The following is a 16,510-nucleotide window of genomic DNA, read 5'->3' on the forward strand; positions in this document are numbered from 1 at the left end:
AATCGTCCCGAGTGACGGCTTCTTCGCCGACTGACGGCGCGATCTGACCGTCAGTCGCCGAGGGAGCCGTCATTCGGCAATGCCTGGTCCGCGTCAGTCGCCGCTCGACGGGCCGAGCACCGACCCGAACCGCGGCTCGTGGTGCACGGCACGGACGGCATGCAGCACGCGCGCGGTCGCCTTGTCGATATCCGTCCACTCATCAAGCGGCAACCACTCGAAACCTGTCGCCTCGCTGGCGACCCGGACGTCGGGCTCCTTTTCGCAGACGACCCGGAAGAGCACGTCGATGTGCCGCAGTTTGGTCTCGTATGTCGTGGCGATGACGTCACCGGGATCGATGCGCAGCCCGGTCTCCTCCATCACTTCCCGCGCGACGCTCTGCGTCGGGTGCTCGCCCTTCTCGACCAGGCCTCCGGGCAGGCTCACCCCGTTGCGATGAGTTTGCCTGAGCGCCAACAGCTTTCCGTCATACTCGATCAGCGCGACGGCGCCGACCGTGAACGTCGGCGACGCGACCCGGATGAACGGCCACAGCACCTTCGCCGGCGTCAGCCGGAAGAGTGCAAGCCCGAGACGCCGCAGGGAACCCGGCCGGTCGTGGGACATCAGCCCACCTGCGCGGCCGCGGCTCGTCCGGCGGCACGACCGGAGAAGATGCAACCACCGAGGAAGGTGCCCTCCAGCGAGTTGTAGCCGTGCACGCCACCTCCGCCGAAGCCGGCCGCCTCACCCGCAGCGAAGAGACCCTCGATCGGCTCCCCCGTCGCGTCCAGCACACGCGACTGCAGGTCGGTCTGCAAGCCGCCCAACGACTTTCGGGTCAGCACGTGCAGCTTCACACCGATCAGCGGACCGGCCGCCGGGTCGAGGATGCGGTGCGGCTTCGCGACCCGGATCAACCGGTCCCCGCGATACCGCCGCGCTCCCTGGATGGCGGTCATCTGCGCATCCTTGCTGAACGGATTGGCGACCTCCCGGTCCCGTTCCCGGATCTGCTTCTCGATCGACTGCGCGTCCAGCAACGGCTCCGGCGTCAACGCGTTCATCCGATCGACGAGCGTCGAAACATCATCCGCGACAACGAAATCCGCGCCCTTCTGCTTGAAGGCCTCAACCGGACCCGGCGCACCCTTGCGCACCCGCGACGCGAGCAGCTTCAGGTCCTTGTTCGTAATGTCGGGGTTCTGCTCGGATCCCGAGAGCGCGAACTCCTTCTCGATGATCTTCTGCGTCACCACGAACCACGAGTGGTCGTATGGCGCGAGCTCCGGCGTGGTTCGCAGGTAACGCAGGGTGCCCAGCGTGTCGAACCCGGGCAGGTACGGGTGCGGCAGTCTCCGACCGAGGGCGTCGAACCAGAGCGGCGACGGCCCGGGCAGGATCCGGATCGCGTGCTGCGGCCACACCGGAGCCCAGTTCCTAATGCCCTCAACGTAATGCCACATGCGGTCGCGGTTGACGGTGCGCGCGCCGGCCTGCTCGGCGATGTCGATCATCCGGCCGTCGACGTATGCCGGCACCCCCGTGATCATGTCCCGTGGCGCGGCGCCCAACCGTTGCGGCCACCACTTGCGCACCAGCTCATGGTTGCCGCCGATGCCGCCGCTGCTGACGACCACGGCCTGCGCGGTCAACTCGAAGTCCCCGACCTCATCCCGTGACGACTGCTCTCCACGAGGGGCATTGTCGTCCTTGAGGATTCGACCACGCACGCCAGTCACTGCGGCGCCGTCGCGAACCAGCTCGTCGACCCGGCGCCGATGCAGGAAGCGCACCTGCCCGGTCTCCGCGGCGGCGAGTGCCGCGTCGACGAAGGGTTTGACCACGCCGGTGCCGGTGCCCCAGGTGACGTGAAAACGCGGCACGGAGTTGCCGTGTCCGCCCGCGCGACCGTCACCGCGCTCGGCCCAGCCGACAATGCCCAGCCAGCCCATGCCGCGCTCCTTCAACCAGGAACGTTTCTCCCCGGCGGCGAACTCGACATACGCCCGCGCCCACTTGCTGGCCCAGCTGTCCTCGTCGTCCAGACGGTCGAACGCCGCACTGCCCTGCCAGTCCTGCCAGGCGAGGTCGACCGAGTCCTTGATGCCCATGCGGCGCTGCTCGGGCGAATCGACGAAGAAGAGTCCGCCGAAGGACCACCACGCCTGGCCACCGAGATTCGCGGCGCTCTCCTGGTCGACGATCACGACCTTCTTGCCGGCGGCGATGAGTTCGCCGGCCGCGACGAGCCCGGCCAGGCCGGCTCCGACGACGATGACGTCAGCGTCCATGAGTGCACCTTTCGAAGTCGCGAAGCACCAAACCTACCCGCCGGTACTCGCGGCGGTCGCGCGCGACTCCAGCGAACCTGCCCACCGGTGCTGTTGACTGTGACCATGCCCGCCGACGAATTCGAGCGAACCGTCGAGCAACTGTATGCCGGGCCGCCCGACCAGTTCATCGCCCAGCGCGACGCTGCGGTGAAGCAGGCCCGCGCCGCCGGGGACAGGGAGCTGGCCGATCAGCTCAAGGCATTGCGCCGCCCGACCGTCGCGGCCGCGCTCCTCAATCAGCTGCACCGCCGGGACGACCACGGCGGGTTGGACGAGCTGCTCGCACTCGGTGAGAAGCTGCGCGCGGCTCAGAGCACACTGGACGTCGCCTCGATGAGATCGCTGAGCACAGAGCGGAATTCGCTGGTCTCACGCCTCGTCTCACAGATCGCGGAAACGGCCGACGAGCCGCCGTCGTCCGCCGTGCAGGAGCAACTGTCCGACACCTTGGTCGCGGCCGTGGCCGACGCCGAGGCCGGGCGCGCGGTCGGCAGCGGTCGTCTGGTCAGCGGCCTGCGCTACAGCGGTTTCGGCGATGTGGACCTGCAGGACGCCGTCGCCATACCGCTGCGCTCGACCTCGGGGTCGACTGCGGAGACGGACGGAAACGAGACCGCGGGGACAACGCCGGAGCCGGGGCAGGACACCGGGCCGAGCAGCGAGGCGGACGCCGAACGTCGACTGGCCGAGCGGCGCGCTGCCGCCGAGCAGCGACTCGCCGAGGCATCGGCGGCGCTGGAGGCCGCTCGTCGCGCGGAATCCTCGGCACAGCAGTCCGCTGCACTCGCCGAGCGGGCACTCGACGCTGCGCGTCATACGGCGCGCAGCACCCGAGCCCGCGCGGAGCAGGCCGCCGCAGCGCGATCGGCCGCCGAACAGGCGGTCGCAGCAGCAGAACAGGACGCGGCGAGTACTACCCGGTCGTGAGGACCTTCTGGCAGAAGCTGCGCAGCGTCTCGGAGTCCGAGTTGTACTTCGACGGGTCGACCGTCTTGCCGGCGAAGCGATCCGTGGCCATCTGGTCCAGGTCGGCGGCGACCGCCTTGACGCGCACCGTGAAGCTCTTGTTGCCGGCCTTGGCGGGCAACTTGCGCAAGGCGCCGGAGACGGTGCGGAAGTTGTGCGCAGCGGAGTCCAGCTTGCTCTTGGACTGCGAACTGACCGCACTGTTCCACTGACTGATCGCCTGGTTGCTCTTGCTGTTGGCGGTCTTGCACGCGGCGACCGGGTCCGGCTTCGGGGTCGCCTTGGTGCTCTTGCTCGCCGGCGCGCTGCTCGACTTCGTGGCGGAGGACTTCGCGCCGGACGACTTCGACGACGTGGCCGCCTTCGAGGACGAGCTCGCGGCGGAGCTGCTCGTGGCGCTCGTCGACGGCGAGCTGCTGGTCGAGGTGGCCGTCGGCAGGGTGCTCGAGGCGGTGCCGGCGGACGATGCGGAGTCCGAGGAGCTGCCGCCGGAGCAAGCGCTCAATCCGAGGAGACCGCATGCTGCGACCGCGACGACACTCAGACGGCGGGCGTGTACCTGGGTAGTGCTCATCGATCCAGAATGCCCGGGGCGTCGGCGAGTCTCCAAATCGCGTGACGACCGTCACGCACCGGCGGACAGCGCTCCACGGCTGCTCAGGGCCGGGTGCGCATCGACCCAGCTGAGCACTTGATCGGCCACCCACTCGGGGTAGTCCAGCATCGGCGTGTGTCCCTGATCGGCACCCTCGACGTAGCTCCAGTGCGGGTTCGCCGCCGCGAGCGCGCGCGCCGTCCGGACGTGCACCAACCGGTCGTGCGCGCCGTGCAGCAACAGCACCGGCTGAATGATCCGGTGCATCGTCCGGGCGTATCGACCACGCCGAAAGAGTTGCCAGAGAAGCGATTTCGTCGCCGCAAGGTATTGCGCGTCGGCGTTCCCGACCCGTTCCGGGCGCTGTATGGCGTCCTCCAGGTGCAGCTTGTAGAGCTCCGGGCTGATGCGATCGAAGTTGGAGGTGACCAGCCGCATCGTGAAGTCGACCTGCTTCTCGATCGACACGCGCTTGCCCTGGCCGGCGAGCGCCCGCGGCCCGACGACCGGCAGCGAGCTGACGCCGAATCCGACGAGCACCATCGGCTCCGGTCGGCTCACCGGCGTCGGAGGTATGGCGGGATCGATCAACACGGCGCCCGCGACAACGCGCTTGTCGAGCGCGGCGAGCTGGCCGGCCAGGAATCCGCCCATGGAGTTGCCGACGACGATCGCCGGGCGTCCGTCGCAGGTGCTCTGGACGAAGCGCTGCAGCAGCTTCAGGTTCGCCGAGACCGTCGACTGCTCGGGCGTCGCCTGGGTGAGTCCGTGGCCACCGAGGTCGAGTGCGACGACGCGGCCGTGCTCGGCGAGCAGCGGCATCACGTCGGCCCAGTTGGCCCAGGACCCGCCCAACCCGTGCACCAGCACGAATCGCGGACCGTCCTTGGGGCCGTCCTCGGTCACGTAATGGACGCGGATGCCGTCGAGTTCGACATACCGCTCACGCAGCTTCGCAGTCGTCACCCGCACAACTTACGAGATGGAAGGTTCCGGTGGACGGGATCCAGGGTCACAGTGCCGTCACGGGGGGTCTCCGGCGTCAGCGATCACGCGCACTGAGCACACAGAACTCGTTCCCCTCGGGATCGGCCAGGACGGTCCACGGCAGCTCGTCGCTCTGGCCGATGTCCGCATGCGTCGCTCCCAGGTCGAGCAGCCGGGCGATCTCGGCGTCCCGGTCGTCGGACAGGTGCGGTGCCAGGTCGAGGTGCAACCGGTTCTTGACCTGCTTGCCCTCGGGCGCGGTCCCGAACACCAGGACCGGCCCGAGCTGTTGCCAGTCCGTCGTCGACAACGGGCCGGAACCGACCGCGTGCGGCGGTGCGATGACGGCATCGTCGTGGGATTCCTGCACGACCTGCCAGCCGAGCACCTCGGCCCACCAGCGCGCGAGCGTCCACGGGTCGCGGCAGTCCACGACCACACTGTCCCAGCGCAACGACATCGGGCTCCTCCTTACCTCTCGGTCACTCGGCGTCCGGGCGATGGCCGGCGCGCAGCACCAGCTCCAGCTCGAACCGCCGGTCGGCATCATCCAGGTCGTCGGCGAAGACATCGCGCAGTTGCCCGAGGCGGTAACCGACGGTCTGCGGGTGCACGTGCAGTTCGGTTGCGATACGACCACGCTCACCGCGGTGCTTCAGCCAGACCAGCAGGGTCTCCGCCAGTCGATCGCGTTGTTCCGGGCGCAGCTGAGCCATCGGCCCCAGGCAGCGGGCCGCCAGATCGGTCATCACCAACGGATCGGCGTGCAGCGCGATCGCCGTGAGATGGTCCTCGACCCAGCGGACACCAGGGCCGTCATACGCCAGAGACGGCGTCGCTGCGGCCACCGCCGCCATCCGATAGGACTCCTCGGCCTTGTCCCACGTACGCACCGGACCGACCCAGGCCGGTCGATCACCGAGGGTCGCCGCGAGCTTTCCGCGGTCGGCGTCGGTCTCCGGCGCGCGCACCAGGACGACGACCTCACCGGTGCGACCGCTGACGAGCGCGTCCTCGCCGACCGCCGCACGCAGCCCCTCACCGTGCTCGGTCGGCACCACGACGGCGACGAGACGGGCCGGGATGGTCCAGCCCGCCCGGCCGGCGAGCCGGCGGCCCTCGACCTCCGGCAGGTTGCCGGCCAGCATCCGCCGCAGCAACGACTCACGACGCCGGTCCCGCTCCCCGACCTGCCGCGACTGCTCCTCGGTGAACCCCTCGATGCTGGCCGCCGAGATCTCGTCGATGTAGACGAAGATCGACTCACCGAGCGGCAGCATCAGCCGCGGCTCGAGCCCGACCCGGTCGGCGATCGCCGACACCGCGCGGAACGTGACGCGGGCGCCCAGCCGGTATGCCGACAGGAGCGCCTCGAGCGACCGACCGGTGCGCGCCTCGCCCACCCCGATCTGCCGATAGACGGCTCGGGTGTCCGGCATCAGCGCCGGCTCGTCGCGGCCGGGCAGGTCGATGAACAGCCTGCCGAGGGCTATCTCCACGCCGCGGCGGACGGCCGTGCCGAAATCGCCCTCCAGCGGCCGGGAGTACTCGGGGACCTCCTGCGGGATCCGTGACACGATCTCCTCGACGAGCTCCGGCAGCGAGTCCTGCAGCAGCGTGCTGACATCCCGCGGCAGCTCGGCCCACGGCAGTTCGGAGCCGATCATGGTGGCCTTGGCGGGTCGCGCAGCGCTCGTCATACCAGACCCTTTGTTGTCGGACGATAAAATGATGCTCTCCATTGTAGGCGTGAGGCGGATGAATGAGCGTCGCGAGCCAATTACAGTGGACACATGGGTTTGAAGTCGGTTGCGCTGCGCGCTGCCTCGGTGTTCACGCATCCCGCGCCGCCGCATGATTTTCTCGCGCTGATCAACCCGCTCTCCTCGTCCCGGCAACTGCGCGGTGTCGTCACCGCGGTCCGCCCGGAAACCGCGCAGTCGACCACGATCGCGTTCCGTCCCGGCGACGGCTGGTCACCGCACGACGCCGGCCAGTGGGCCCGGATCGGTGTGGAGATCGACGGTGTCCGGCAGTGGCGTTCCTACTCGCTGTCCGCTCCCGCCGGCGGCGACCCGGAGATCACCGTGACCGCCTGCGGCAAGGTCTCCTCGCACCTGGCTCACGAGACACGGGTCGGCGACATCTTCTTCCTGGCGCCGCCGCAGGGCGAGTTCGTGCTGCCGACCGGACCCCGACCGTTGCTGATGCTCACCGGTGGCAGCGGCATCACCCCGGTGATGTCGATGATCCGCACGCTGCTGCCGAAGCGGTCGGACGCCGACGTGGTCCTGATCCACTCGGCACGCGACGCCGAATCCGCTTTGTTCAGTGAGGAGCTCGCCGAGCTCACCGCCGAACACGGCGGCTTCCACGTCATACACCGCTACACCGCGGACGAAGGCCGGATCGACTTCGGCTCGATCGACGACCTCGACGCACTGTGCCCCGACTGGCGCAGCCGCAAGACCTACGTCTGCGGTCCGACCGCCATGTTGGACGACGCCGAGCGCCTGTGGCGCGGCGCGAACCTTCCGGACAGCCTGACCGTTGAACGCTTCGAGACCGCCAAGCTCACCGAAGTCTCAGGCAACGGTGGCACGGTGATTTTCGAGAAGTCCGACCGCGAGGTAGTAGCCGACGCGAGCACCCCCTTGCTCGAGGTCGGCGAGGAGGCCGGTGTGTTGATGCCGAGTGGTTGCCGGATGGGCATCTGCCGCACCTGCCTGACCCCCCTCCTGTCCGGCCAGGTGCGTGACCTGCGCACCGGAGAGATCAACGACACCGAAGGCGACCTCATCCAAACCTGCATCTCGGCCGCCGCCGGGACCTGCCACCTCGATATCTGATCAAGGATCCTGAAAGATCGTGACTCTGACATCCGAACTGACCACCGAAACCACCGCGACCCCTGCCGCGCCGAAGAAGCGCACCGGCGTCCTGCCGACGACCGGTGCACCATTGGCCAGGCCCGACGCAGCGGCACATCTGACGGATGAGCAGGTGCACCAACTCGGTGTCGAGTTGGACGCGATCCGCGACGAGGTCATCGCCGACCGTGGCGCCGCGGACGCGGCATACATCCGCCGGGTGATCCGCGTCGCCCGCGGGCTGGACGCCGGCGGCCGCATCACGCTCGCCTTCAGCAAGAGCAAGCTCGGCTGGACGCTGGGCACCGGAGCGATCGCGCTGTGCAAGGTCCTGGAGAACATGGAGATCGGGCACAACGTGCTGCACGGTCAGTGGGACTGGATGCGCGACCCGGACATCCACTCCACGACGTGGGAGTGGGACTTCGTGGCGCCGGCCCGCGGCTGGCAGCACACCCACAACGACATCCACCACACCTGGACCAACGTCCTCGGCAAGGACCGCGACGTCGGCTACAACATCCTGCGCGTGAGCGACGACCAGCCGTGGCAGCCGCGCGACGTCTTCAACCCGATCGTCAATGCTGCGCTGTCGCCGCTGTTCGAGTGGGGCATCGCGTCCTACGACCTCGAGTGGGACATGGTCAAGGCCGGGCTGAAGACCAAGGAGGAGTTCGACAGCGACCTCTCGGCGCTGAAGAAGAAGGCCATCCGGATGGTCGCCAAGGACTACATCGCGACCCCGGCGGCCGGTCTGCTGGCCGGCAACTCCTTCAAGCGCGGCCTGGCCGGCACCGTCGCCGCCAACTGCATCCGCAACGTGTGGGCGCACGCAGTCATCTTCTGCGGGCACTTCCCGGACGGTGTCGACGTCTTCACCGAGGACATGATCGACGGTGAGACGCGCGGCGACTGGTACATCCGGCAGATGCTCGGCTCGGCGAACCTCTCCGGGTCCAAGCTCTTCCACATCCTGACCGGCAACCTGTCGCACCAAATCGAGCACCACTGCTTCCCGGACCTGCCGTCCAACCGCTACATCGAGGTCGCGCCCAAGCTGCGCGAGGTATGCCGCAAGTACGGCCTGCCCTACACCACGGGTCCGCTGCCCAAGCAGCTCTTCCAGACCTGGAAGAAGATCTGCCAGCTGGCGCTTCCGGACGAAAACCGTTGGGAGACCATCAAAGCCGTCTACTCCCCCAACAAGGAGAAGCGGCGTCGGGCTCGACTCGCCCTGCCGAAGCCGGTCGAGCGCACCGCCTGATCCTTCGTGTGCCGGGCTCTGTGCTGATGCCCATCGCATCGGCATAGAGCTCACACAGGATGGCCATACCGGCCGGCGGTTGAGTGGTCCCCATGAACACCACCACCGCACTCCTTCACTCAGAGGCAGATCAGGGTTCCGGATTCCTGCGCCGGGCAGGGCGCACCCTGCTCGGCAGCGCAGCGATCCTCATCGTCGGCACGGGTGCCATTCCGGCTGCCAGCGCCACCGCAGCCGGTGTCAGCACCGGGCTGAAGCACACCTCCGCCCAGCACGCGACGCACGACGCGGGCGTCAGCCCCAGTGCCCTGCCGAGCGAGAACCGAGCGTCCGCGGCCCGGTTCCGCGTCGACGCGGACGGCACGTTGACCCGCCTCGACTGAGCCGGCGGCCGTCCGGTCCCGGACGTGTGGGCGTCTCTCCCGGACCACTAGATTGATGCCATGACCCGCTCGATCCTGCTCGTGCGCCACGGTCAAGCATCGTTCGGCAAGAGCGACTACGACCAACTCAGCGAGCTCGGCCGCACCCAGACGCGACTGCTCGGGCAGTTCCTGAGCACCCGTGGGGCGACCCCGGACCGGATCGTCAGCGGCAGTCTCAACCGGCAACGCCAGACCGCCGCCGGCATCTGTGTCGCGGCCGGCTGGGTCACCCCCACCGACGTCGACGACGCCTGGAACGAGCTGGACCACGTCGAGATCATCAACACCTTCAAGCCGGCATACAAGAACATGCTCGTGCTCAAGGCCGACATGGTCCGCACGTTGCGGCCGCGTGCTGCGTTCGAGGACATGTTCACCCAGGCGATCGCGCGCTGGGCGAGCGGCGAGCACGACGAGGACTACACCGAGACCTTCTCCTCCTTCGACCACCGGGTGCGCACCGCGATGTCGGCCCTGCTGGAGCACGAGGCCGAGCGCACGCTGGTGGTCTCCAGCGTCGGGCTGATCTCCTGGATCGTCGCGCGGATCCTGGTGCGCGAACCATGGGACCGCGACGTGCGCGACCCGGACCGGCCGGACACCAACGACCTGGCGATCGAGAGCATCTGGCGGGAGACCTCGATGGCCGGCTACAACACCGGCATCACGCGCCTGCAGCTGGACAAGGAAGGCCTGCCGCAACTGCTGACCTACAACGAGATCGGGCACCTGCCCGAAGCCAAGCTCGTTACCGCGCGCTGATCGCGGACAGAGGTGGCCGAGGAGCGACGAAGGAGCGTCTCGAGGTCCCTCACGCGACCCTTCGAGACGTCCGCTCGTGCCCCTTCGAGACGTCCGCTCGTGCCCCTTCGAGACGTCCGCTCGTGCCTCACGGACTCCTCAGGGCGCGGCTCACGCGCTCCTCAGGGAGCTCGGTCAAACGCGGGGGTACTTCCCGGAGATCACGTCGTCCGCGTAGCCGTCGTACAGCGGCACGTAACCGCCCACCTGGTCGGTCAGCACGTAGACCGCATCGTCGCCGGCCTTCCGGAAGCCCTGGTTGCGCAGTTCGATCTTGCGGCTCTTGAACGTCGACGTGTGCTCCAGCGAGTCGGTGACCCGGACGAACAACGGCAGCGCGTATACCGGGAGCGATGACGCCAGCGACGCGGCCAGCCCGGGTCCGTCGAACTCCTGGCCCTCGTGCAGGACGACGGCCGCCATACCGGCCTTGCCGTCGGTGCCGGGCACCTCGACGCCGTAGACGGTCACGTCGTCGACACAGGGGAATTCGCTGACCGCGCCCTCGACCTCGGTCGTCGCGACGTTCTCACCCTTCCATCGGAAGGTGTCGCCCAGCCGGTCGACGAAGGCCACATGGGTGAAGCCCTGGTCGCGGACCAGGTCTCCAGTGTTGAACCAGACGTCACCGTCCTTGAACCCGTTGCGCAGCAGCTTCGCCTCGGTGGCGTCGTCGTCGGTGTAGCCGTCGAACGGCGCGCGGTTGGTGACCTTGGCCAGCAGCAGGCCGACCTCGCCCTTCTTGACCTTGCTCAGCCGGCCCTTGCCGTCGCGGGTGGCCGCGCCGGTCTCGACGTCATACGCGACGACCGAGTAGGGCAGCGGGCAGGTGCCGGCGGTCTGGTCCAGGTTGTAGGCGTTGATGAACGCGATGTTGCACTCGCTCGCGCCGTAGAACTCCGCGATGCGCGCGATGCCGAACCGGCTCTGGAAGTCCGCCCAGATGTCCGGCCGCAGGCCGTTCCCGACGATCACCCGCACCTTGTGCTGGCGGTCGATCGGCTTGGCGGGCTGGGCGAGGAGGTAACGACACAGTTCGCCGATGTAGACGAAAGCCGTGGCGTCATACCGGATGCAGTCGTCCCAGAACTTGCTGGCGCTGAACTTCGGTGCGATCGCCATCGACGCCCCGCTGACCAGCACCGAGCTGAGCGCGACCGTGACCGCGTTGTTGTGGTAGAGCGGCAGCGCGCAGTACATCGTGTCGCTCGACTTCAGCCGCACCCCGAGCGCGCCGAGTCCGCTGTAGGACTTCAGCCAGCGGAAGTGGCTCATGACCGAGGCCTTCGGCATACCGGTCGTGCCGGAGGTGAAGATGTAGAAGGCCTTCTCGTGGGCGACCGTCTGCGCGCAGGCCGCCGGGTTGTCATCGCTCTGGGCAGTGGCGGCGTCCGCCAGCTCCGAGAAGGTCAGCATCTGCTGCGCGTCGGCAGCGTCCCCGGCGGTCGCGAAGCCTTCGGTGCAGGAGTCCTCGACGACCACGACGCGCGCACCGAGCACACCCAGGCTGTGCGCGAGCACGTCGGACCGCTGGTTGTAATTGAGCAGGCCGGCCACGGCGCCGAGCTTCACGGTCGCCAACATCACCAGCAGGTTGTCGATGCCGTTGTGCGCCATCAGCCCCACGACGTCGCCCCGCTGGACGCCTTGGACCTGCAGCACGTGGGCATAGCGGTTGACGATGGAATTGGCCTCTCCGTAGGTGAGGGTGCGGACGTTGCCGTCGTCGCCCTCGCCCTTGACGAAGTCCCGGTCCGGGTGGCGGGCGGCGTTGTTCTGGAAGATCAGACCCAGCGAGTTCTTGGCGGTGGGTTTGCGCAACAGCAGCCCCGGCGCCTCCTTGGCCAGCAACGGCAGGTCGGGCAGGATGCCGAGTGCACCCTTGCCGAGGTCGAGCAGGCTCACGCGCTGACGGGTCTGTGGACTCATTGAAACTCCTTGTTGCTGGTGCCACGGCTCCCGGGACTGCTCCACGATACCCACGAGTAACCTCACGTTTGCCCGATCGCATCGATTAATCGGATTGCCCCGTCCGCGGCCTCCCTGTCAGGCTATCCCCGCCATGAAGAACTGAGACCGCCACCTGCTCGCGTCCGTGGAAATCTGCCCGGCGAGCTCTTCCCATGCCCTGTGGAACGGATCTCTCGCATGTCTCTTCAGATCACCGATCTCGTCTTCTCGTATGCCGACCGGCGCGTGCTGGACGGTGTCAGCCTCTCCGTCATACCCGGCGCGACCGTGGGTCTGGTCGGCGAGAACGGCTCCGGCAAGTCGACCCTGCTGCAGATCGCGGCCGGCCTGCGTGAACCCGATGGCGGAGGCGTGCGGCGGCCGGACGACGTCGGCTACTTCAGTCAGGACTCGGGGCTTGACCCGGCGGCGACCCTCGCTCAGGTCATGTACGACGCCCTCGCGCCGTTGCACCACGGCGTCGAGCACCTGGCGGCCCTCGCCGCACAGCTCGACGACCGCCCGGAACTCGCCGACGACTACTCCCGGCTGCTCGAGTGGGCGACGGCGCACGATGCGTGGGACGCCGACCGTCGCGCCGAGGTGGCCGCGCATCGACTCGGCCTGGGCGCACTGGACCCGTCGCGGACGGTGCGCTCGATGTCGGGTGGGGAACGATCGCGACTCGCACTCGCTGCGTTGCTCACCCGACGCCCGGAGGTCCTGTTGTTGGACGAACCGACCAATCACTTGGACGACGAAGCGTTGGATTTCCTTGAGCACGAAGTGAATTCGATGGAGAGCGCCACCTTGGTCGCCTCGCACGACCGTGTCTTCCTGGACCGGGTGTGCACCGCGATCGTCGATCTCGACCCGTCGCACTTCGGCACGGACGGACGCGGTGGGCGGCTCTTCTCCGGCAACTTCACGGACTACCTGGCGGCCAAGAACGCGTCACGGCAGCGGTGGCAGGAGGAGTTCGAGGCGCAGCAGGACGAGCTGACCGAGCTGCGCGCGGCGGCCCGGACCACCAACCTGGACATCGCCCATGACCGAGGACCCCGGGACAACGACAAGTTCATCTACGGGTTCAAGGGGCAGCGCGTCCAGGCCACGGTGAGCCGGCGACGGCGCAACGCCGAGCAGCGGATCGAGCTTCTCGAGCGCGAGCGAATCCCGAAACCGCCTGCAGTGATGCAGTTTTCGGGTTCATTCGACCGGCAGCCGATCGCGGCGGTTTCGGTCCGGGACGCACGCGTGCGTGGTCGGCTGCGCTGTGACCGACTGGACGTCACACCCGGCGAACACGTGCTGGTGACCGGCGTCAACGGTGCCGGCAAGTCGACACTGCTCGACCTGATCGCCGGCCGTCGCATGCCGGACACCGGGCAGGCCGACGTGCGGGCGAGACAGATCGGGCTGCTCACCCAGGACGTGTCCCTGCCCGATCCGGAAGCGTCGGCCAGCCGGCTCTTCGATCAGTCCGATGGCCGAATCTCGTTGTCGTCATTGGGTTTGTTGCATCCGCGCGATCATGGTCGACCGCTCCGCGAGCTCAGCCTCGGCCAACAACGACGGGTCGAGTTGGCGTTGCTCATCGCGCGGCAACCGGACCTGCTGTTGTTGGACGAGCCGACCAATCACCTGTCCCTGGCCCTGGTGGACGAACTGGAGAACGCGCTCGCCGCCAGTCCGGTCACCGTCATACTCGCCAGCCATGACCGGTGGATCCGGAAACGCTGGGAGGGCCGCGCCATACGGCTGCAGCCTGCGGGATGAGCACCGGCCCCCGCTGACAAGTCCCTACCGTTGGGAGTTGTTGACACCCATCGCCCGCAGCGAGTGTCGAATCCGAGACAAATGCAACCCTGGGGTTGCGTTTGTCTCATCCGATGTGCAACCGTTGAGTTACACCACCGAGACAGCCAAGGAGCCGCCATGACCGAGAAGACGCAGTTGCCGGACCGCATCGAGAACGTCGTCGAGATCCAGGCACCACTGGACCGGGTCTGGACGCTGGTGAGCGCCCCCGGCTGGTGGCTGGGGGACGGACCGGACGGCATACAGGCCCCGCCGGCGGCGACGCGTGAGTGCTATCCCGTGCGGGCCGTCGACAGCCAGCCGCAGGACTACTGCTCGTTCCGCTGGGCCCCGACGACGCCGGACACTCCGCTCACCGACGACAATTCGACGCTCATCGAGTTCTTCCTGGCCGAATCCGACGACGTGGTCACTGTGCGCGTCCTGGAGACCGGGTTCGCCGCACTGGCCGTCAGCGAGGAGACGCGGATTGCCGGCCATCGGGACAACACCGAGGGTTGGCAGACCCAACTCGGCGCGCTCCGGGAAGCGGCTGAAGTTGCGTGAGTGCCGAGGACGTCGCCACGAAGGTCTTCGCCGCACTGACCGACCCGAGTCGTCGTGCGGTGCTGACGGTCGTGGCGCGGCAGGGCGGCGGGTCGGCGAGCGACGTTGCCCGCGTTCTACCGATCAGCCGCCAAGCTGTGATGAAACACTTTGCGGTGCTTGAGGATTCGGGGCTGGTACGACGCGAGCGGGTCGGCCGCGCCATACGGTATGTCGCGGTGGCTGATGCTCTGTATGCCGCATCGACGTGGCTCCGCGACCTGGCCGGGTCCTGGGACGACCGGCTCGCGGCGCTCCGGACGGCAGCGGAGGACGACACCGCCCACTAGGTTTGCGATATGGCAGCCAAGGGCAGCACACCGGCGATCGAGCTCGAGGCCGGCGAGCACACGGTGCGGATCTCCAACCCCGACCGGGTCTACTTCCCCGAGCGGGGCGAGACCAAGCTCGATCTGGCGCACTACTACCTGTCGGTCGGCGACGGGATCGTCCAGGCGCTGCGGGACCGACCCTGCATGTTGCACCGCTTTCCGACCGGCGTCACCGGAGAGAAGGTGCATCAGAAGCGAGTGCCTCGCGGTGCGCCGGATTGGCTGGAAACAGTCAACATTCACTTCCCCCGGTGGAACCGCACGGCCGACGAGCTCTGCGTCACCGAGATCGGCGCCGTGATCTGGGCCGTCCAGATGTCGACCGTCGAGTTCCACCCGTGGAACTCCCGGCGGTTCGACGTGGAGCGCCCCGACGAATGGCGCATCGATCTCGACCCGATGCCGGAAGCGGGGTTCGACCGGGTGCGTCGTACGGCACGGGTCGCACACGAACTGCTCGACGAGCTCGGCATCACCGGCTATCCGAAGACCTCGGGTGGCTCCGGGCTGCACGTCTACGTCCGGATCGAGTCGGAATGGGGATTCCAGGACGTTCGCCGGGCGGCGCTGGCCTTCGCGCGGGAGGTCGAGCGCCGCGCACCCGAGGACGTCACCACGACGTGGTGGCGCAAGAATCGCGACCCGCGAATGGTCTTCGTCGACTACAACCAGAACACCCGGGACCACACGATCGCCGCCGCCTACTCGGTGCGTGGCAACGCCGCAGGCACCGTGTCGACTCCGTTCACCTGGGACGAACTCGATGACATCGAGCCGCAGGCCTGCACCATCGCCACCGTCCCCCAGAGGTATGCCGAGCGCGGCGACCCCGCTGCAGGCATCGACGACGAGGCATTCCGCCTCGACACGCTCCTCGACTGGGCCGAACGCGACGAACACGCAGGGGCCGAAGACCCACCCGAACCGGCCGAGTAGGCACACTGGAGGCATGGGGCGCCGAGGGGGAACAACCAGACTGGATCTGGACGCGCTGCCCGAGGATCTGCGCGCATCGCTCACAGCCGCGATGGACGGCGCCGAGATCACCGTGGTCAGCGGCGACCGCGAGCTCGGTCAACTGCTGTTCCGGCCCTCGGTCCTCGAAGGTGTTGTCCTCCCGGAGTCTCGCACCTCGGCGCCCGAGGTCGAGACGCCGGAGGGCGTCACTGTCGTGGCGACGGCGATGAAACTCTCGGACGTCGCGCGCCGTCGCCTGTCTGACGAATTCGGCTCGGAATACATCGTTCTCGACCTCCACGACGCACCGCCGACCGCGGACGTGCTCCTCGTCAACCCGGTGAGTCCGCAGTTGCTGAACATCTTGCGCGGCTCCTTCCCGGACGCCCGCCTGATCGTCACCGAGATCGAGGACGACGAGCTCGAGATCAGCTATCCAGGTCCGGTCAGCCGACTACTCGACGCCGGCGCGTCGGCATACCTGCCACCGCGTCCGGTCGCAGAGATCGCCACAGCTGTCGACGCCTACCTGACACAGGAGAACGCGCCGGCGCTCGAAGCACCGGCGCGCTCAGCCCCGCAGTTGCCCGCGTCGGATCGGGACTGATCTCTCCCGACGTATGGCGGGCTGCAATCCAC

At 68.0% G+C, this 16,510-nt stretch carries 17 protein-coding genes; 10 read left to right on the forward strand and 7 right to left on the reverse strand.

Annotated features, from left to right (window positions below):
- Positions 1-93 precede the first annotated feature (93 nt).
- On the reverse strand, positions 94-609 hold the full coding sequence (locus tag ACZ50J_RS20690; RefSeq protein WP_464299038.1) for an NUDIX hydrolase: 516 nt from the start codon (positions 607-609) through the stop codon (positions 94-96).
- Entirely contained in the window at positions 609-2,276 is a 1,668-nt protein-coding gene (locus ACZ50J_RS20695; protein WP_464299039.1) for an FAD-binding dehydrogenase, read from the reverse strand. The genes ACZ50J_RS20690 and ACZ50J_RS20695 overlap by 1 nt, the downstream gene beginning before the upstream one ends.
- A 105-nt stretch (positions 2,277-2,381) precedes the next feature.
- On the opposite strand from ACZ50J_RS20695, the gene ACZ50J_RS20700 reads away from it, so the two are divergent.
- Positions 2,382-3,245 (forward strand): hypothetical protein, encoded by an 864-nt coding sequence (locus ACZ50J_RS20700; RefSeq protein WP_464299040.1) that lies wholly within the window; start codon positions 2,382-2,384, stop codon positions 3,243-3,245.
- Here the strand turns inward: ACZ50J_RS20700 and ACZ50J_RS20705 are convergent.
- From ACZ50J_RS20705 to ACZ50J_RS20720, 4 genes are all read right to left on the reverse strand, one after another.
- Positions 3,232-3,858, reverse strand: a complete 627-nt coding sequence (locus ACZ50J_RS20705) for a hypothetical protein (RefSeq protein WP_464299041.1) — start codon at positions 3,856-3,858, stop codon at positions 3,232-3,234. The genes ACZ50J_RS20700 and ACZ50J_RS20705 overlap by 14 nt on opposite strands.
- A 51-nt stretch (positions 3,859-3,909) precedes the next feature.
- On the reverse strand, positions 3,910-4,845 hold the full coding sequence (locus tag ACZ50J_RS20710) for an alpha/beta fold hydrolase (RefSeq protein WP_464299042.1): 936 nt from the start codon (positions 4,843-4,845) through the stop codon (positions 3,910-3,912).
- Positions 4,846-4,921: 76 nt separating this feature from the next.
- Positions 4,922-5,326 carry a VOC family protein gene (locus ACZ50J_RS20715; protein WP_464299043.1) on the reverse strand — a complete coding sequence of 135 codons (405 nt, stop codon included), beginning with the start codon at positions 5,324-5,326 and terminating at the stop codon, positions 4,922-4,924.
- 22 nt (positions 5,327-5,348) lie between these two features.
- Positions 5,349-6,566 (reverse strand): PucR family transcriptional regulator, encoded by a 1,218-nt coding sequence (locus ACZ50J_RS20720; protein ID WP_464299044.1) that lies wholly within the window; start codon positions 6,564-6,566, stop codon positions 5,349-5,351.
- Between the two features lie 93 nt (positions 6,567-6,659).
- Between ACZ50J_RS20720 and ACZ50J_RS20725 the strand changes: the two genes are divergently transcribed.
- The 4 genes from ACZ50J_RS20725 to ACZ50J_RS20740 all read left to right on the forward strand — a co-directional run bounded on the left by ACZ50J_RS20725 (position 6,660) and on the right by ACZ50J_RS20740 (position 10,187).
- A complete protein-coding gene (locus tag ACZ50J_RS20725) occupies positions 6,660-7,715 on the forward strand; it encodes a ferredoxin reductase (protein WP_464299045.1) in 1,056 nt (351 codons plus the stop codon).
- 19 nt (positions 7,716-7,734) lie between these two features.
- Positions 7,735-9,000: a fatty acid desaturase family protein gene (locus ACZ50J_RS20730; RefSeq protein WP_464299046.1), complete on the forward strand. Its 1,266-nt coding sequence runs from the start codon at positions 7,735-7,737 to the stop codon at positions 8,998-9,000.
- A 92-nt stretch (positions 9,001-9,092) separates the two neighbouring features.
- Positions 9,093-9,383 carry a hypothetical protein gene (locus ACZ50J_RS20735; RefSeq protein WP_464299047.1) on the forward strand — a complete coding sequence of 97 codons (291 nt, stop codon included), beginning with the start codon at positions 9,093-9,095 and terminating at the stop codon, positions 9,381-9,383.
- A 60-nt stretch (positions 9,384-9,443) separates the two neighbouring features.
- Positions 9,444-10,187, forward strand: a complete 744-nt coding sequence (locus ACZ50J_RS20740; protein ID WP_464299048.1) for a histidine phosphatase family protein — start codon at positions 9,444-9,446, stop codon at positions 10,185-10,187.
- Between the two features lie 174 nt (positions 10,188-10,361).
- Here the strand turns inward: ACZ50J_RS20740 and ACZ50J_RS20745 are convergent, their stop codons facing one another.
- A complete protein-coding gene (locus ACZ50J_RS20745; RefSeq protein ID WP_464299049.1) occupies positions 10,362-12,155 on the reverse strand; it encodes a long-chain-acyl-CoA synthetase in 1,794 nt (597 codons plus the stop codon).
- Between the two features lie 219 nt (positions 12,156-12,374).
- On the opposite strand from ACZ50J_RS20745, the gene ACZ50J_RS20750 reads away from it, so the two are divergent.
- The 5 genes from ACZ50J_RS20750 to ACZ50J_RS20770 all read left to right on the forward strand — a co-directional run bounded on the left by ACZ50J_RS20750 (position 12,375) and on the right by ACZ50J_RS20770 (position 16,478).
- The gene (locus ACZ50J_RS20750) at positions 12,375-13,955 is read left to right on the forward strand and encodes an ABC-F family ATP-binding cassette domain-containing protein (RefSeq protein ID WP_464299050.1); all 1,581 of its coding nucleotides are present in this window, start codon (positions 12,375-12,377) and stop codon (positions 13,953-13,955) included.
- Between the two features lie 159 nt (positions 13,956-14,114).
- Positions 14,115-14,543 (forward strand): SRPBCC family protein, encoded by a 429-nt coding sequence (locus tag ACZ50J_RS20755; protein WP_464299051.1) that lies wholly within the window; start codon positions 14,115-14,117, stop codon positions 14,541-14,543.
- On the forward strand, positions 14,540-14,872 hold the full coding sequence (locus tag ACZ50J_RS20760; RefSeq protein WP_464299052.1) for an ArsR/SmtB family transcription factor: 333 nt from the start codon (positions 14,540-14,542) through the stop codon (positions 14,870-14,872). The genes ACZ50J_RS20755 and ACZ50J_RS20760 overlap by 4 nt, the downstream gene beginning before the upstream one ends.
- Before the next feature lie 9 nt (positions 14,873-14,881).
- A complete protein-coding gene (gene ligD, locus ACZ50J_RS20765) occupies positions 14,882-15,850 on the forward strand; it encodes a non-homologous end-joining DNA ligase (protein WP_464299053.1) in 969 nt (322 codons plus the stop codon).
- A gap of 13 nt (positions 15,851-15,863) precedes the next feature.
- A complete protein-coding gene (locus tag ACZ50J_RS20770; RefSeq protein ID WP_464299054.1) occupies positions 15,864-16,478 on the forward strand; it encodes a hypothetical protein in 615 nt (204 codons plus the stop codon).
- Positions 16,479-16,510 lie beyond the last annotated feature (32 nt).

Source organism: Flexivirga sp. G2 (assembly GCF_055397625.1).

Coding starts and splice junctions, on each gene's coding strand:
- ligD (WP_464299053.1), top strand. CDS start 14,882: ATGGCAGCCAAGGGCAGCACACCGGCGATCGAGCTCGAGGCCGGCGAG.
- ACZ50J_RS20770 (WP_464299054.1), top strand. CDS start 15,864: ATGGGGCGCCGAGGGGGAACAACCAGACTGGATCTGGACGCGCTGCCC.
- ACZ50J_RS20715 (WP_464299043.1), bottom strand. CDS start 5,326: ATGTCGTTGCGCTGGGACAGTGTGGTCGTGGACTGCCGCGACCCGTGG.
- ACZ50J_RS20705 (WP_464299041.1), bottom strand. CDS start 3,858: ATGAGCACTACCCAGGTACACGCCCGCCGTCTGAGTGTCGTCGCGGTC.
- ACZ50J_RS20755 (WP_464299051.1), top strand. CDS start 14,115: ATGACCGAGAAGACGCAGTTGCCGGACCGCATCGAGAACGTCGTCGAG.
- ACZ50J_RS20720 (WP_464299044.1), bottom strand. CDS start 6,566: ATGACGAGCGCTGCGCGACCCGCCAAGGCCACCATGATCGGCTCCGAA.
- ACZ50J_RS20745 (WP_464299049.1), bottom strand. CDS start 12,155: ATGAGTCCACAGACCCGTCAGCGCGTGAGCCTGCTCGACCTCGGCAAG.
- ACZ50J_RS20740 (WP_464299048.1), top strand. CDS start 9,444: ATGACCCGCTCGATCCTGCTCGTGCGCCACGGTCAAGCATCGTTCGGC.
- ACZ50J_RS20690 (WP_464299038.1), bottom strand. CDS start 609: ATGTCCCACGACCGGCCGGGTTCCCTGCGGCGTCTCGGGCTTGCACTC.
- ACZ50J_RS20700 (WP_464299040.1), top strand. CDS start 2,382: ATGCCCGCCGACGAATTCGAGCGAACCGTCGAGCAACTGTATGCCGGG.
- ACZ50J_RS20695 (WP_464299039.1), bottom strand. CDS start 2,276: ATGGACGCTGACGTCATCGTCGTCGGAGCCGGCCTGGCCGGGCTCGTC.
- ACZ50J_RS20750 (WP_464299050.1), top strand. CDS start 12,375: ATGTCTCTTCAGATCACCGATCTCGTCTTCTCGTATGCCGACCGGCGC.
- ACZ50J_RS20735 (WP_464299047.1), top strand. CDS start 9,093: ATGAACACCACCACCGCACTCCTTCACTCAGAGGCAGATCAGGGTTCC.
- ACZ50J_RS20725 (WP_464299045.1), top strand. CDS start 6,660: ATGGGTTTGAAGTCGGTTGCGCTGCGCGCTGCCTCGGTGTTCACGCAT.